The sequence below is a fragment of the Trichocoleus sp. AS-A1 genome (assembly GCF_039962015.1).
Lineage (GTDB): Bacteria > Cyanobacteriota > Cyanobacteriia > Cyanobacteriales > FACHB-T130 > FACHB-T130.
Map to the genome: position 1 here is coordinate 121,210 of NZ_JAMPKG010000007.1, position 15,197 is coordinate 136,406.

Here is a 15,197-nt window from a genome sequence, read left to right on the forward strand (position 1 = left end):
TGCTAATGACTAATGACTAATTCAAAAGTCCCAGTTATCTCGCGCTTCGATAACGCCAACGAGGGATTGCAAGTCGAAATCGCGATCGCGTCCGCTTAGGCAAATCCCAGAACTTATTACTGTCAGATCGCGCTTGTCAATTGCAGAGATGTGACGTTCACCGCTGCGAGTCATCCACTCGACTTGCCAAAAATCACCGCGATCGCGCACATCTTCGAGTTCGCCACCACCCATCCCCAAGGCATCGCGCACGCGGCTTTCATCACCTGACATCGCCCGCCGATACGGATCTTGCCGTACCTCTTGGTAGTGTCTGTATGGGCGCTGTGCTTGCTGCTGGCGTCTTGTATCCCGTCGCTGCTGGCGCAAGCGTTCTTCTTCAAGTTGTTGCTGCCTTCGGCGTTGATATTCTTCTGTCTGCTGTAACGCCAAGTCATAGACGGTACGCATCTCTGGCGTCATCCCCGCAAAGCGAAGGTTTTCCGTTTCCGTCCCATTCCTCAATTGTTCTCTGAGTTGTTCCGCCACCAGAGGATCGGCACGTCGATCCAGTTCATCAAACCACCAAGCGCTGCCATCCCAACGCGCGATCGCCGGCTCAAATGCTGCCCCCTCGGTCACTAAATACACCGGCACTGGCTTAGCAATACCTAAGCGCTGCTGCATATCAGATTCGTTGACAGGGTACGCCAGCCACGTTTGTCCTTGCAACACATAAGCCAGACGCAGGCGCAACGGCTTCAACAGTCGCAGATATTCCGCCACCTGCGGCAAGTTTGCTTCATCCACCATTTCAGCCTTTTTCTCATTTATCGGCTGAAAAATGCCCCATCCTTCAAAGTCTTGTGGCTGCGGTTTAAAGGTATAAACCATCCCCGCTACAGAAGCGCGTACTTTCCCCCCACCTACGCATGGTGCGAGAAACTGAGTATCGCGCAATTGCACTTCCTGTGCAGCAATTTGGTTAAGGAGGTTGCGAATATCTGTCATGATATTGCCTTGATTAAGATGTTTGGCTTAGTTAATTTTTTTTGTAAATAGTGATAAGGCTGACTGCGGGCAACTGTAGGTTTGATTGAGCGGCGAAAACCGATATTCCCAGGATGATGCTGAGTTTCGTTACCTCAATCCAGCCTACAAAATGGGTGTTTAAATTAACATAACACTATTGCCTTTTCCGTCTGCCGTTGTTCAGCAAAGCTTATGCCGCCAGTTAAATAGAATACATATATGTCTCTTCTTCTTTCTTTGTTTATTTGTGGTTAAATAACAACCTTGTATCTTCATTTATCTAACCTTACACAAATCGGTGAGCAAATTCATAAGTGAAATCAACTCTTCCTTTGCGTAAAACGGCTGGATCTAATCTTTCAGTTGTATTGCAAGTCATCAAAACCACTAACTTTTGCTTCGTATGAATTCCCGAATCATCAATTACGCTTTGATACAATGTTCCATCCAGTAAGCTCAAAATATGCTCCGTCTTATTATTATTTTGAGCAGCTTCAGAAGCGCGATTTTTGGCTAAATTATCCGCTTCGTTGATAATTAGACAAATTCGCTCTAAGTAACTTGGCGGCACAAAATTCTCAACCGCATCGTGATCCAGAATAAAAATCACATATCCGAGAGGCGCGAGAATTTCTTGTGCTACAGCTTGCGTCCAAGCAGTTTTCCCCGTACCCGGATCTCCGTGGACGAGAACCGCCAACTGACTTTGGTCGAGAATTGCCTGCTGTACCGTATCGGTAAAACTTTGAATGTCAGCGGGAAACGACCGAATTGGAAATTCGCCGTGAATTTTTCCTACACGACTTTGGTAGCCACTCAGCATCACTGCAAGATTAAAAGTTGCTTTATTAATCAGTGGCGCTAGTTCCTTCGCCATTAGGGTATAGCGTCGCCGTCCCCGATCTAAATTTTCAATTTCTAGCCAAGCTTGCTGTTGAGGCCAATAGGCATAAACCGTGTTAATAATATCGAGACGTTCCCAGTTAACAAATCGATCTACCGGAAAATAAAAATATCGATCTAGATAATACTGGGTAATCATATCTGGACGACCCAATAATTCCAGAATTTTGAAAATCGTTATTTCCTGTAGCCGGTTGAGGACGTGTTCAATGGGAATGCTGTTACGACTGACAAATTGAATCACAGGCGAATCAACACTTAAAACGTCTTGGAAGCGATAATCTGGAGTTGGAGGATCTGGGGTAATATAATTCCAGAATTCATCAACTTCATATCGCGTACTTTCAGAAAATACATTTAAAATATTTGCCCACCAAGTATATTCGTTGCGACCCATTGCATCAGCAATATCGCTGGCTAAACCCAAAGTTTTCTGGCTTAGCTCTTTGGAATCGTTAAATACTAAATGCCAAAGAAATCCCCAGTCTATCTGCCGAGTTAAGGGTCGCCAACCTGCACCTAATAAGCCTTTAGCTTGCGGGTTTTTGTTGCCTGGATTGCTTTCGTCGTTTCCGAAATATCCCGATCCCATAGTTTCAGTTCTTCTTGCTTTGTGATGGAATGATGAGAAAGTAATGCGCTCAGTTATTTTTCCAAGCTGCCATTAAATTTGTTGCAAGTATTCGGCTGGAACGCGATCCACCAACCAAACCCCATTTTCAGAACAGTAAAATTCATATCCTGCTTTGTGCATCGCCGCCGCATCTACAGCAAAAACTACTGGACGACCATGTCGTGCGCCGACAGTTTTTGCGGTGGAAATATCCTTCGATAGATGAACGTGGTGCCGCAACATTTTACACAGTCCTGTACTCAAAATTGATTCGACTGTACCCTGTCCTGTACCGTGGTATAATACATCTGGAGGAACAACGGCTTCTAGCTGCAAATCAACTTCTGTACTATGTCCTTGATTCGCCCGAATTAAGGTACCTGTTGAGTCAAAAGAAAAGCGTTTTTTGTCATTTTTAGCAACAACTTCATCAAGTTCAGCACGAGTAAGCATAAAAGAACGATCTGCACACGCTTTTAGAAGTTCATCGACAGCAACCCAGCCACCAGGTGCAAGTTCAAGACCAATGGCTTCAGGAGTATGCCGAAGATGCTTGCTGAGATATTTGCTAATTTTAACTAAGCGAGAATTATTCATTAAGTCGCTCTTTTTAGCTTAACAATACCAGTCATCTTCTAAATATCGCTTGACCAATCCTGCGTGGGATAAAGGACTCGATAAATCGTCTAAATCGCAGTTTGTTTCATAATCTAATAACAATACTGTTTGGTCTGCACTTAGCTGTTTGAGTTCCGCAAGTAGGTTCTGAAGGCGGTTCTCTAGTACCCATTTATACGATGGTAGGTAGATGGCACGACGCGCTTCTACATAGGACAATAATTTGTCTCCGGTTAAGCCTGCACGATGCCCTAGAACCTTGCCGAAAGTTTGTGTCGTGCGCTTGATCCCTTTCATATTAGCGATCGCTAGTTTGCCCGGATCTACATCCGCAGACTCAAAAACTTTTAATCCTTGCCAAATTCCTTCAACGGTATAGCTGAAGTGTCCTGGGGAAAAAGGAACGGGAATTCCACCATGCGGATAAAAAGGGCTAAAGCGAACCCAAGGTTCGGTACTGCGAGAAGTTACGTCGAGAATCGTTGCTGCATCATAGCGTTTACGCAAAGTATCTAGGGATGTGCGGCGACTTTTTACAAAAAGCGGCATTGAGGGCTAAATGTGTAGAGACGCGATGAATCGCCTCTTGAGTCCTGAGTGGGAAAGAAGAAAGGGAAATTGAATATTTGTATTATAAGGTACTACAGGATGGTTGTGGCAGATTCCCGATCGTTTCTATTTTCCCAATCATAGGGGCGCACAGGCGTGTGCCCCTACTGCATTACCGTGCAATGAGTTTGATATTTGGCTAATGCAACTCAGTACCGTCTTTGCCGAGGAGGTAGCGATCGCAGTTTTGAACAGAGACAAGACGCGATCGCTCTTCTGTACCAATCCAGTTTTGGCTCTAGCGATCGCGCAAAGGCGTATCCACCAAGCAATTTCTCTGTAAGATAGCTGCATCTGCTCGTAGAAGTTAGATTTGTCATCCGCGATGAAATAGCTAAAAACAAGTCAGCTAAACTTATACCTGAGCTGACACTTCTACAATCTGCAATCCTCCATCCTAAGTCAGCGTGACTCCATTTCAAAAATAGACACTATGACACTCAGTAGAGAGAAAGCGCTAGAAACCCTACAAACATATCTGGTCGCTGGAGAACGGGTCAAAGCCACATCATTCCTGGCGGATGCCTTGATTAATAACGGATTTGTTCAAGCCGCTGCCTTGTTTAACGATGCTCAAGGGAAAGAAATTGCCCCTGATGTTTGGATGTCGGCAATAACAACAATTGAAGATACCCCCGAAGGATCTGTAATCGATAATGTTTTGTACAGTCCACATAATTGCCACTTGATGGGCGTTTATCCAAATGAAGAAGATGACGAACCAGAGTTCACATACTCAATTGGACTTTGGTATAACTTTCAACACCCAGAAATCTTATGTGTAGGGCTTCCTAATCGCGTTTCAGGGGGACTGATTAACGAATACGCTCAGGAAATTGCCGAGGGGAATGCCCCACCTCTGGATACTCCTTTGGATGGCGTACTTGCCGACGGTTATCAGCTCCAATTTAAACTTTGTAGTAACAAGGCAAAAACAGAATACACCTGCTGGGCTTCTTGGTTTAACGGAGGTCTCCACTATCCTGTTATCCAGATGATTTGGCAAGACAAAGAATACCGCTGGCCTTGGGAAGAAGGGTTCCGCCCAATTCAAGCTCAACCCTTGCTAACCTGAGTTGTAGGGTTTGCTTGGTATAGCCGTAACTGCCCGTAGTTTTTTAGAGTAATAAGGACGAATCCTCAATTCATCTACAAACTTTTCGGAAATAATACTATCAATCGGAAAGTAGAACGCCAAATCCCCATATTTGAAATTACCCTTGGCGGTAATAACCTGATACGCCATCCCTTCAAACGTGCAAATGTCTAATCTGTCTGCATTTGGGTGAGGATTGGCGCTATTAATTTTGACTATTTCTACTTTAAAAATGCTCATGACAAATTTATTAAAATTTGAAATAAGTCTGAATTCTTTTTCCCTTTGCTTTAACGCGAAAAATTCGTTTTAATATTGCTAAATCATCGGGATGCTCTTCGCCAGCAATTTGCCATACGGCAAGGGCTACCACTTTGTACGCTGTCTGTATTTCGCTCATGGCATCTTTTTGGGATGAATATATTTTTGGCAAGGATTTGCCACTAGCGGCAAATCTACATTTATCGTTGATATATTTCACCGATAGCGAAACCTATGCAGTCCAGCGTAGGGTGGGCACTGCCCACCCTACTTTTTTTTGTCAGGGTAAGTTTTTTAAAACCTACCCCTACTTGTCATCCCGGACTGGCAAAGGTGTCTCCAGAATTTCCATCAGCAACTCTAGACGCGAAGGACGAGATAAAAGTGGCATCAAGTTCGGCAACGAGTAGTAATCACCCGCAAAGGTGAAAGTATCTATCTGCGCCTGTTTTTCCTGTAACTTGCGCTCTAACCAATCGTAGGAATAACCTACTTTGACGATGAGGACGCTTGGCTCTACTTTGAGATCGCGCTTGTAGGCGTCGAAAGTTTCCACAAAGTAGGGAGCTTTATTTTCTCCTCCGTCCGTCACCAGGATGATTTGCTCAACCAGTTGCTTTCTCAGGCGCATTGCTTCCAACCCGCAACCGATGCTGGTAGCACCGTTTGCTTTGATGTGCTGGAATGCCCGTTCCCAGTCACTCAACTGGTTCCCAGTCGCTTTGACGGGGTAAGGCATGGTGTCGAAAGCGTAGACGAATAAATCTGCCGCCGCCATGCCGGAAATTAGAGCGGCGATGCGCTTTCCGACTTCGATGGCGCTTTCCATCGAGCTAGATTTATCAACTAATAAGGCAGTCGGTTTAGCAATTTTGCCACGCTTTTTTACCTGTTCGTCCATGACCCGCTCTAACCGTGCAGCGGTATCGGCGTCTAATTCTGCCGCATCTGCTGCTACACGCGCTTTTAAAGCTGCTACTCGGATATCTCCTTGCGCTTTCTCCAATTTCTCGTCGATGAGTGCTTTTACCTGGGGGTTTCCCATCGCACCGCGCGTTTGGAGCGACTGGAGGTTGTTAATTACCTCTTGTGGTGTCATGGAGTTAATCAGCGCGACTAGCACGGTGGGGGTCATTTGTTTGATGGCTCCCACGGCAACTGTGTAGGGAATTTTGTGTTCTACAATCAGTTGCGCTTGCTCTAAGGGTGAAGATGCGATCGCCATCAGCTTTAGCGCAAAGGCTAAACTATCTTCTGGCGGGTTGTCCTTGAATAACACTGCATCCGCGCGATCGCTCGGTTTAATATGCAAGCTAGCATACAGGTGCTTCATCGCACTCCGTGCCCGGAGCGCTGCCCGATCGAAGAATACAGGATTTTTCTCCCGTTCCTTCAGATAGCGCCGCACCGCAGTCCGAGTAGAACGCGGCAACTTACCCCGGTGTTGCTTCAAGAAGTCTACAATCCGCGCAACTTGATATGGCGGAAACTCTTGCAAAAGCACATAACCAGCATCGCGGTGTTCCCCTAAGCTACTGCTTAGCAGACTCCCCACAAATACCTCTTTGTGGTCGCGGACATCCCCGTTGCGCTGATACCAGACTGCTAAATGTCCGTAGAAGATGGGGTCGCTTTCCACCATCGTCCTGTGAACTTCACTCACCTTCTCTAGCTCCCGGTGAGGCGTGGTTAGCAGACTATTTAACATATCTAAACGCAAGTCGCGCTCGGCTGTTTCCACAGGAATCACCTCGATATAAGTCACCCCGTACAAGTTGAGAAAGCTCTTGGTTACTTTGGAAATAAGTATGTAAGCTTTCTCGGTTTGGATACGGGGCGAACGCTTGAAGAATTGGAAATTATAAGCTCCGCGCAAGTCGGCAAAGCCGTTTCACTTTTTCTGGTGCTCTACCACTGAGCTACATCTCCAATTGGAGAGAATGGGATTTGAACCCACGACAACCAGAACCCTAGGTGTGTATGCTTCACTCATCTGGGCGCGGAGCAGAAAAATATAAGTGCCGTCTGCTCTTTGAGATAAAATCCCGTCGCTTAAAAGCGTCGGTTTCGCTTCCACGGCTACTGGCAGATGGCTTCAAAATCAGATACTTCTATATACTACAAAAGTAATACAATACCGTCAAGAGACTGGAAAAAAATTTTTGCGCTTTAGAGACTGACGATAGAATACAAATTCTCTACCAAGTCAGAACACCTGTATGGGGATGGTTCATTTCTATCGCCGTCCGGTTGCGGTCGATTTATTTGCGGGTGCGGGTGGATTTTCTTTAGGGATTGAGCAGGCTGGGTTTGATGTAGCGGTGGCAGTTGAAGTTGACCCCGTTCACGCAGCCGTTCACGCCTTTAACTTTCCCCATACCCAGGTTTTGTGTGCCGATGCCAGGACGCTATCCGCTGAAGCGATTAGAAAAGCGTTACAGAGATGGGCATTGCACAAGGGTAGCAGCGGGGTTTCCCCACCCGCACCCGCTTGGAATGGTGAAATCGATTTAGCAATTGGGGGACCCCCTTGCCAAGGGTTCTCTTTAATGGGCAAGCGGCGTCTCGACGATGAGCGCAACGATTTGGTGTTGCATTTCTGTCGATTAGTCATTGAACTGCAACCCCGTTACTTTCTGATGGAGAACGTACCCGGTATTGCTCAGAAAGAACACGCGATTTATCTCGAACAGCTCAAGAGCGCGTTTAAATCCGTTGAGTACCACATCACCGAACCCGTGCAGGTATTAAATGCGGCGGATTTTGGGGTGCCGCAGAATCGGAAAAGGCTATTTTTATTAGGAACTCGTGCCGGGGAGGTGCCTTTGTCTTATCCTGTTGTCGCAGGTTTTGTCGCAGGTAAAGGCGTTAAGACAACCTTCCCCGATACTTCATTCTCCGATACTTTATTCCCCGATATTTCCTTGCCAAAGACTTCCTTGCCAAAGAAAAGAGGCAAAAAGAAGAATCCTTTGAGCCTGCACTCTTTATCCTTTCGAGTGACCGTGAAGGATGCGATCGCCGATCTCCCCAACCTAGATGATTTTCCCGAACTCCTGACAACTGATGAAGTCTTGCTACAGCAGCGACAACTAGAGCAGATGGAGACATTAGCCAGCATCTATGCACAGCACTTAATGGGGATTGCACCCGAACCGAATAATTTCGCCTATCCCCGGCTAGTCAATCCTCATCTGTTGACTAGCTCTCTGCGAACCCAACACACGGTAGCTTCGATTGAACGGTTCGAGAAAACAGTGCCCGGACAGCTAGAATCGGTGAGTCGCTTTCGACGGTTGAATTGGGATACGCTGTCTCATACCTTACGCGCCGGTACGGGTTCTGGAGGCGGTCGCTACACCTCTCCCCGTCCGATTCATCCAACTTATCCCAGAGTGATTTCAGTCCGCGAGGCGGCGCGACTGCACTCTTTTCCGGACTGGTTCCGCTTCCACACAACAAAATGGCACGGGTTTCGACAAATTGGAAACGCCGTGCCGCCAAAACTGGCAAGAGCCGTCGGGTATCAAGTTATTGCTGCCTTAGGGATCAGACCACCCATGCCACAACAGCCGATAAATTTGGGTGATATCGAGCTAGTGAGGTTTAACCCGTGGGACGCGGCTCACTATTGGATAAGCGTCAATCGTCATGGTTGATTGCAACCCACTACTGAGAACTGACGACTGACAAATCGCTAAATCTACTTTTGTACCTGACTCTTGGTTGCAGAGACAGGATTGTATCCCGGTGCTCCTGGAGGATTTTGGGATTCAGCAGCCCCTTCTGTAGGACCCGCGATCGCTTTCCATGCAGGAAAACCGCCTTTGAGTTCAGCCACGGACTGGAATCCAGCCGAGCGAAGTTCGGAAGCTGCGCGAGAGGTTTCGGTGTCGCTGTCGCCATAGACGTAGATATCGCGGGCGGGACGAAGGCTAGTTTTCGCACGCTCTACTAATTCATCCATCGGCATGGACATGGCTCCCATGATGTGGCCTTCGTTGAAGGCACCGCGCTCGCGCACATCGAGAATTGTTAAAGCTGGCTCGCCCCATTCCAGACGGGATTTCAGGTCATTCACGCTGGACTGCGTTTTCATTCCCGGTGGGGTGGGAGTAATATCTGGAAGGGCTTCTTTTGCCTTAGAAATGGTGTCTTGAACCTTGGCACTAGCGCTTTCAACGCCACTTACGGCTTTGTCTTTAGCGCCTTCAATGTTGTTTTGAATGTCACTCATAAAAAAACTCTAAGTAATTGATCTCTTCAATGGAAATTTAATCAAAATTTGATATTTAACTTCTCTTTCTGGAGAAAGAACATTTAAATAATCCTTCTTTAGGCAGAGTAAAGTGTTAGAATTCCTATCCCAATTGACAAATATTTTCGGCAAAATTGCGGCAAATAAACAGCAACTCTCGCCTAAACTAAACTGGATCTCATGGTGTCTAGTATTCAAACTCTACCGACAGAGGTAGTAAATTTAATCGCAGCTGGAGAGGTTATTGACTCTTTGGCGGCTGTGGTGCGGGAATTAGCGGAAAATGCCCTTGACGCTGGTGCAACGCGCATCAGCATTTGCCTATCGCCGGAACAGTGGCGGGTACGAGTCGCAGACAATGGCTGCGGCATGGATTTGGTAGACCTGAAACAAGCTGCAACTGCCCACAGCACTAGCAAAATCCGCGACTTAGAAGACTTGTGGAAAATTAGCAGTCTGGGATTTCGGGGAGAGGCGTTGCACAGTTTGGCAGCTTTAGCAGAATTGGAAATTTTTAGTCGTTCTGCGGGAAGTTGTGAGGGTTGGCGCGTGGTTTATAACTCAGTCGGGGAATTCGTGCAGGTGGAAACTGTAGCGATCGCTCCCGGTACGGTTGTCACCGTCTCTAATCTGTTTGGCAACTGGTTGGCACGGCGTCAGGGAATGCCTTCCGTCGCCCAACAACTCAGAGGAGTGCAAGCGACGATTCAGCAAATCGCCCTTTGTCATCCTCATGTCACCTGGCAGGTTCAGCAAAATGACCGCCAATGGTTCACCATTAGTCCTGGGAAGACAGCGCAACAGATTTTGCCTCAAATTCTCCGGGAAATCCGACCGAGTGATTTGCAGCATCTGACAGTGAAAGTGCCAACCCTTCCAGAAAAAGCAGGAACAGACGCGCCTGGAAGCGGCGGAGAATCCAACTCCACTCAAAACTCAACCCTGACGGTGGTACTCGGCTTGCCAGACAGATGCCATCGCCGCCGTCCCGATTGGGTACGAGTGGCGATGAATGGACGGCACGTAAAGTCGCCGGAACTAGAGCAAACGATCCTGGGCGCTTTAATGCGGACTCTCCCGCGCGATCGCTACCCGATTTGTTTTCTCCATCTTTTCATCTGTGCCAGTCAAATAGACTGGAACCGCCATCCCGCCAAAGCCGAAATTTACTTAAACCAGCTCAATTACTGGCAAGAACAGGTGACATCAGCGATTGAGCAAGCCTTGCGTCTGAATGTGGGGACGATTTTGGAAAAAACCCCAGAGCGAGTCAGCCGCCTCATCAAAGCAGCAGAAGCGAAAAGTGCCTACAGCGTCAATCGTTCCCTGCAATCGCACCCAACCGATAGTCAGGCAAAGAAAACGGATGAGATCGGATTGATGGAACTCCGAGCCGTTGCCCAGGTTCACAACACCTACATTCTGGCAGAGCATCCGGCTGGGGTGTGGTTGGTGGAGCAGCACATTGCCCACGAACGGGTTTTGTACGAGCAGTTGTGCCAAGCTTGGCAACTCGTCCCCCTAGAACCCCCCGTCATCTTGAATCATCTTTCTCCTGCTCAGATCCAGCAACTCGAACAGATCAACCTAGATATAGAACCTTTTGGCGAACAACTCTGGGCGATTCGCACGGCACCCGCACCCTTACGAGAACGAGAAGATTGTGCAGACGCCCTAGTGGAACTCAGCTTGGGTGGAGATTTGCAAACCGCTCAAGTAGCGATCGCCTGCCGCACCGCCATCCGCAACGGGACTCCTCTCGGCTTGCTCCAGATGCAAACTCTCTTAGAACAATGGCAGCGAACTCGTCATCCTCGCACCTGTCCCCACGGTCGTCCAATTTATTTGTCCTTAGAAGAATCAACGCTTTCGCGTTTCTTTCGCCGTCATTGGGTAATTGGCAAAAGTCATGGGATTTAGAAATAATTGAGTAAGGACACGGAATTGCCGTGTCCTTACTCAATTATCAAGAATCAGCAGTAACCTTTTGTTTCTTTTTCCTCCCTTCTCTCTTGATATTGTGTTCGTACCAATTCATCAAAGGAGTAGCACTAATCCCATGCAAAAATACAGAAATCACGATGACGATGTAAGTAATCCAGGCAATTTGTTCGCCCAAAGTATCTTTTAAACCTTCGCCAAAAGCATAGGAAAGATAATATAAAGAACCAACGCCACGAATGCCAAACCAGCCAAACAAAAAGCGGGTTTCAGAGGGGTAGCGACGACCGAGAAAGCTAATCCAAACTCCAAGAGGTCGAATCAAAAAAATCAACAAGACTGCTACCAAGAGACCCTGACCACCAAACTGGCGAATCGGCTCATACCGCAATAGCGTTCCTAAGATCAAAATTGTTGCGACTTCCAGTAGTTTCTCAACTTGTTCGGTGAATTCAAATTGCGAAATTTTCTTTTCGGGATCGTGGTAACTCCGCTGAACGACAACTCCAGCCACAAAAACTGCCAAAAAGCCGTAGCCGTTAACAATTTCTGTCAAAGCATAGGTAATTAAAATCGTACTGAGAGCAACAAAATCCTCCATCAACTCATCGACCTGGCGGAAACGTTGCAGTTGCTGGTCAACCAAAACAACCATTTTTGCCGCGATAATTCCCATGACGATGCCCGCTGCGATCGCCCAAAGTAAATCAACCGCTACCCATTGTTTAAACCAGTTGTCCCAGTTGCTATCTTTTAAGGAGTGAATCCCGAAATAAACAAACGGAAAAGCTAGCGCATCGTTTAAACCCCCTTCCGAAGTTAAACCAAAGCGCAGCTCATCTTTATCTTTTAGATCTCCCATCTGAACTTCTGAAGCCAAGACTGGATCGGTTGGCGCGAGAATGGCACCGAGTAAAATCGCTGGTCCCCAATCCATTTTTAAAAACCAATGACCAACCGCAGCGATCGCAAAAATTGAAATCGGCATCAGAAATCCAATCAACCGCACTGTTGTGTTCCACGACCTTAATCTGAGTGGGCGATTCATCTTTAGACCGCAGTTAAAGACGGAGACAATCACCACAAATTCCGTTAGTCGTTCCAGAAATTCGGCGTCTGGTCGTATCTGAATTAACTTAAGCCCGTATTGCCCTAATCCGATACCCACGAGCAGGTAAATGATGGCATAGGAGAGGGGTAATCGTTTAATCCAGCCCGATCCCAAAGTAACCATCAGCAGGAGTAGACCAATCACCAACAGGTCAAGAATATAGATAGATACAGGAGGGAATAGGACTTGGAGCATACATTTAGCGATCGCATAGTTGAAAACAGTACCCTCTGAACTCTACTGACTTGCCGAAGACCCCAAATCATCACCGGGCTAGATTTTAGACAAAATGCGATCGATCCACTTTTACGACTGAAGGCTGAGGATCGCACTCCTGAAAAGCCTCTAAACCCTGACGCCAAATTATCCTGTAGTGGAAGGTTTTCTAGTGGAAGGTTTTCGCTCCAGATTACAGCGATCGCATCGCTGCCTCTGCTAGCTTAGTTTTGCGATCGATAAAAGGAAAAAATAAAAGGAAAAACGCTATGACACTGCCTGATGGGCCGCAGACGCCGCAATTCCTGCAACTACTCCAATGGATTTCCCAGCCCGTGCAGTACCTAGAAACGTCTGTTAAAGCTTATGGTGACTGCTTCACAGCTCGCTGGGGTGGCTTTCCCCCGTATGTACTCATTAGCAATCCGCAAGGAATTCAGGAGCTGTTAACGGCAGATCCCAGACAATTTAACAGCGGTAGTGGGAATAAGATTTTACAACCTTTGCTGGGCGACCAATCTCTGATATTACTAGATGGCGATCGCCACCAGCGCCAGCGACAGCTATTGACTCCCCCCTTTCATGGGGAACGAATGCGAGCTTACGGCAAGTTGATTTGTGACATTACCGAGGAAGTCATGAATCGGCTGACGATTGGCAAACCCTTCCTAATTCGTGCCGCCGCGCAAGAGATTTCTCTGGAAACCATCTTAGGCGCTGTCTTTGGCATCAATGAGGGTCAGCGTTTCCAGGAACTCAAGGGACTCCTTACTTCGATGCTGGATGCTGTGAGTTCTCCCCTCTCATCCGCCGTCCTCTTTTTTCCATCACTCCAACGAGATTTGGGTTCTTGGAGTCCTTGGGGAAAATTTCTTCGCCGACGGCAGCAAATTGACCGACTCATTTACGATGAGATTCAGCAACGCCGGGAGCAATTCGATCCAGATCGCACAGATATTCTTACGCTGTTGATGTCTGCGCGGGATACGGACGGGCAACCAATGACGGATGAAGAATTGCGCGATGAGTTAATGACCTTCCTGTTGGCGGGTCACGAAACCACTGCTTCAGCGATCGCTTGGGCATTGTATTGGATACACCGTCAGCCAGAGGTACATGACAAGCTTCTCCAGGAACTGAATAGTGTTGGGGATGTTTCAGATGTCAGCGCCATTTCTAAACTTCCCTACCTCAACGCTGTTTGCTCGGAAACGTTGCGAATTTATCCAGTGGCGATATTTACTTTTGGTCGAATTACGCGATCGCCAGTGCAACTGATGGGCTATCAATTTGATGCCGGTACACCGCTTGCTGCCTGTATTTATCTGGTTCATCACCGTGAGGATATTTACCCCCAAGCAAATTCTTTCAAGCCTGAGCGCTTTTTGGAACGGCAATTTTCTCCCTATGAATATTTGCCCTTTGGTGGTAGCAATCGTCGTTGTATCGGGATGGCATTTGCCTTGTTTGAAATGAAGCTGGTACTGGCAAAGATGCTTTCGCGTTATCAACTAGCTCTCACCGATCAACGTCCGGTTAAACCTGTCCGTCGTGGCGTTACCTTAGCACCCCCGGCAACGATGCAGATGCTTATCACCAGTCAGCGTCCCCAGAATACTCAAACACATCAGCCCCTTTCTACTTCTGCATAAATGACTGCTCGCTCAATTGTCATTGAGTTTGAGCTTTAGCCAGTCCAATCAGAATTTACAAGAAACGCTTGGAAAACTAACAGGTACGACTGAAGATATCTCAAAAGACTCTATACACTGCAAAAATGGCTTGTGAGAATCTCTAGTAAATTTGCACACTTCTGACTTTTATTGATTCCTTCTGCCTTCAGTCCTATCTTCTAATGAAAAGGTCATGGGCTTAAAATATGCAAATCTTGGTGCCAAATCTTTTTTCCCATGTCCTCTTGCAATCCTCAGCAGCGGCGGGAAGGCCCCGCCTCTACAGGATGCAGCAATTTTTCAAGTCAGGACGCCTAGAGGCGATCGCTACCAAGATAGCGATGCCTCTGGTTTAAGATTGAGAAAAACAACGATTTTGTAAATATGGTGAAGTAAATGCTCAATTTCTATGTATTTTTAGCTAAAGGCTGGTTAAAATCTGGAACTTTTAAGTGTTTTCTTCATTCTCAGATTTGTTGAAGCATAGTATCTTTAGTTAAGAACTAATCAGGGCAAAATAATGATAATACTTAACATTATTCTAATTTGTGCAGGTTTAGGGATTAGTAGTTGGTTACTTTTAAGTTATGGAAATGAGTTAGTTAAAGCGATAAATGTCTTGTTTTCAGGATTAGAATCTATATTTATGGTGATTATCGTTATTGTTTTTAAAACTGTAAAATCCATAATAATTGGAGGAATCATTGCTCTAGTCTGTGCTGGAATATTTAAAATAGCGGGTGCCCAGATAAGCCTTTTAAAAGCCGCTGCGATTACAGTAGGAATTATATGTTTCGCTTTTCTCATGCTTAAAACCTTCGTAGAAGAGTGGAGTAACTTTTACTGGAGTATCCGCAATGTGATTCGCAACAAATATCGCTAACGGT

General features: G+C 46.7%; 16 protein-coding genes. 6 read left to right on the top strand and 10 right to left on the bottom strand.

The window, feature by feature from the left end:
* Window positions 1–21: 21 nt before the first annotated feature.
* The 5 genes from NC994_RS07615 to NC994_RS07635 all read right to left on the bottom strand — a co-directional run bounded on the left by NC994_RS07615 (window position 22) and on the right by NC994_RS07635 (window position 4,048).
* Entirely contained in the window at window positions 22–990 is a 969-nt protein-coding gene (locus tag NC994_RS07615) for a hypothetical protein (protein WP_190432467.1), read from the bottom strand.
* Between the two features lie 307 nt (window positions 991–1,297).
* Window positions 1,298–2,506 carry an AAA family ATPase gene (locus tag NC994_RS07620; RefSeq protein ID WP_190432469.1) on the bottom strand — a complete coding sequence of 403 codons (1,209 nt, stop codon included), beginning with the start codon at window positions 2,504–2,506 and terminating at the stop codon, window positions 1,298–1,300.
* A gap of 72 nt (window positions 2,507–2,578) precedes the next feature.
* Window positions 2,579–3,124 carry an RNA 2'-phosphotransferase gene (locus tag NC994_RS07625; RefSeq protein ID WP_190432472.1) on the bottom strand — a complete coding sequence of 182 codons (546 nt, stop codon included), beginning with the start codon at window positions 3,122–3,124 and terminating at the stop codon, window positions 2,579–2,581.
* Between the two features lie 18 nt (window positions 3,125–3,142).
* Window positions 3,143–3,694 carry a hypothetical protein gene (locus NC994_RS07630; RefSeq protein WP_190411623.1) on the bottom strand — a complete coding sequence of 184 codons (552 nt, stop codon included), beginning with the start codon at window positions 3,692–3,694 and terminating at the stop codon, window positions 3,143–3,145.
* Window positions 3,695–3,832: 138 nt separating this feature from the next.
* Window positions 3,833–4,048, bottom strand: coding sequence for a hypothetical protein (locus tag NC994_RS07635; protein WP_190432474.1), 216 nt, complete (start codon window positions 4,046–4,048; stop codon window positions 3,833–3,835).
* 139 nt (window positions 4,049–4,187) lie between these two features.
* Here NC994_RS07635 and NC994_RS07640 point away from each other — a divergent pair, with 139 nt between their 5' ends.
* Window positions 4,188–4,829 (top strand): DUF4262 domain-containing protein, encoded by a 642-nt coding sequence (locus tag NC994_RS07640; RefSeq protein ID WP_190432476.1) that lies wholly within the window; start codon window positions 4,188–4,190, stop codon window positions 4,827–4,829.
* On the opposite strand, the gene NC994_RS07645 is transcribed toward NC994_RS07640, so the two are convergent.
* The 3 genes from NC994_RS07645 to NC994_RS07655 form a co-directional block, all read right to left on the bottom strand.
* Window positions 4,821–5,090, bottom strand: a complete 270-nt coding sequence (locus NC994_RS07645; protein WP_199299434.1) for a hypothetical protein — start codon at window positions 5,088–5,090, stop codon at window positions 4,821–4,823. The genes NC994_RS07640 and NC994_RS07645 overlap by 9 nt on opposite strands.
* Window positions 5,091–5,100: 10 nt before the next feature.
* A complete protein-coding gene (locus tag NC994_RS07650) occupies window positions 5,101–5,331 on the bottom strand; it encodes a hypothetical protein (protein WP_190429772.1) in 231 nt (76 codons plus the stop codon).
* Between the two features lie 87 nt (window positions 5,332–5,418).
* Entirely contained in the window at window positions 5,419–6,852 is a 1,434-nt protein-coding gene (locus NC994_RS07655) for a hypothetical protein (RefSeq protein ID WP_190432608.1), read from the bottom strand.
* 484 nt (window positions 6,853–7,336) lie between these two features.
* On the opposite strand from NC994_RS07655, the gene NC994_RS07660 reads away from it, so the two are divergent.
* Window positions 7,337–8,770, top strand: a complete 1,434-nt coding sequence (locus tag NC994_RS07660) for a DNA cytosine methyltransferase (RefSeq protein WP_199299443.1) — start codon at window positions 7,337–7,339, stop codon at window positions 8,768–8,770.
* A gap of 44 nt (window positions 8,771–8,814) precedes the next feature.
* On the opposite strand, the gene NC994_RS07665 is transcribed toward NC994_RS07660, so the two are convergent.
* Complete coding sequence (locus NC994_RS07665) at window positions 8,815–9,348, bottom strand: rhodanese-like domain-containing protein (RefSeq protein ID WP_190411620.1); 534 nt, start codon at window positions 9,346–9,348, stop codon at window positions 8,815–8,817.
* Between the two features lie 201 nt (window positions 9,349–9,549).
* Between NC994_RS07665 and mutL the strand changes: the two genes are divergently transcribed.
* A complete protein-coding gene (gene mutL, locus NC994_RS07670) occupies window positions 9,550–11,289 on the top strand; it encodes a DNA mismatch repair endonuclease MutL (RefSeq protein WP_190432480.1) in 1,740 nt (579 codons plus the stop codon).
* A gap of 46 nt (window positions 11,290–11,335) precedes the next feature.
* On the opposite strand, the gene NC994_RS07675 is transcribed toward mutL, so the two are convergent.
* Window positions 11,336–12,616, bottom strand: coding sequence for a sodium:proton antiporter (locus NC994_RS07675; protein ID WP_190427775.1), 1,281 nt, complete (start codon window positions 12,614–12,616; stop codon window positions 11,336–11,338).
* 290 nt (window positions 12,617–12,906) lie between these two features.
* Here NC994_RS07675 and NC994_RS07680 point away from each other — a divergent pair, with 290 nt between their 5' ends.
* From NC994_RS07680 to NC994_RS07690, 3 genes are all read left to right on the top strand, one after another.
* Window positions 12,907–14,289: a cytochrome P450 gene (locus NC994_RS07680; RefSeq protein WP_190432482.1), complete on the top strand. Its 1,383-nt coding sequence runs from the start codon at window positions 12,907–12,909 to the stop codon at window positions 14,287–14,289.
* Between the two features lie 239 nt (window positions 14,290–14,528).
* Complete coding sequence (locus NC994_RS07685) at window positions 14,529–14,666, top strand: hypothetical protein (protein ID WP_190432491.1); 138 nt, start codon at window positions 14,529–14,531, stop codon at window positions 14,664–14,666.
* Window positions 14,667–14,830: 164 nt separating this feature from the next.
* Window positions 14,831–15,193: a hypothetical protein gene (locus tag NC994_RS07690; RefSeq protein ID WP_190411615.1), complete on the top strand. Its 363-nt coding sequence runs from the start codon at window positions 14,831–14,833 to the stop codon at window positions 15,191–15,193.
* Window positions 15,194–15,197 lie beyond the last annotated feature (4 nt).

What these genes read in the sequence shown, in the direction of transcription:
- NC994_RS07615 (WP_190432467.1), bottom strand. Translation starts at nt 990, where the DNA reads ATGACAGATATTCGCAACCTCCTTAACCAAATTGCTGCACAGGAAGTG.
- NC994_RS07620 (WP_190432469.1), bottom strand. Translation starts at nt 2,506, where the DNA reads ATGGGATCGGGATATTTCGGAAACGACGAAAGCAATCCAGGCAACAAA.
- NC994_RS07625 (WP_190432472.1), bottom strand. Translation starts at nt 3,124, where the DNA reads ATGAATAATTCTCGCTTAGTTAAAATTAGCAAATATCTCAGCAAGCAT.
- NC994_RS07630 (WP_190411623.1), bottom strand. Translation starts at nt 3,694, where the DNA reads ATGCCGCTTTTTGTAAAAAGTCGCCGCACATCCCTAGATACTTTGCGT.
- NC994_RS07635 (WP_190432474.1), bottom strand. Translation starts at nt 4,048, where the DNA reads ATGCAGCTATCTTACAGAGAAATTGCTTGGTGGATACGCCTTTGCGCG.
- NC994_RS07640 (WP_190432476.1), top strand. Translation starts at nt 4,188, where the DNA reads ATGACACTCAGTAGAGAGAAAGCGCTAGAAACCCTACAAACATATCTG.
- NC994_RS07645 (WP_199299434.1), bottom strand. Translation starts at nt 5,090, where the DNA reads ATGAGCATTTTTAAAGTAGAAATAGTCAAAATTAATAGCGCCAATCCT.
- NC994_RS07660 (WP_199299443.1), top strand. Translation starts at nt 7,337, where the DNA reads ATGGTTCATTTCTATCGCCGTCCGGTTGCGGTCGATTTATTTGCGGGT.
- NC994_RS07665 (WP_190411620.1), bottom strand. Translation starts at nt 9,348, where the DNA reads ATGAGTGACATTCAAAACAACATTGAAGGCGCTAAAGACAAAGCCGTA.
- mutL (WP_190432480.1), top strand. Translation starts at nt 9,550, where the DNA reads ATGGTGTCTAGTATTCAAACTCTACCGACAGAGGTAGTAAATTTAATC.
- NC994_RS07675 (WP_190427775.1), bottom strand. Translation starts at nt 12,616, where the DNA reads ATGCTCCAAGTCCTATTCCCTCCTGTATCTATCTATATTCTTGACCTG.
- NC994_RS07680 (WP_190432482.1), top strand. Translation starts at nt 12,907, where the DNA reads ATGACACTGCCTGATGGGCCGCAGACGCCGCAATTCCTGCAACTACTC.
- NC994_RS07690 (WP_190411615.1), top strand. Translation starts at nt 14,831, where the DNA reads ATGATAATACTTAACATTATTCTAATTTGTGCAGGTTTAGGGATTAGT.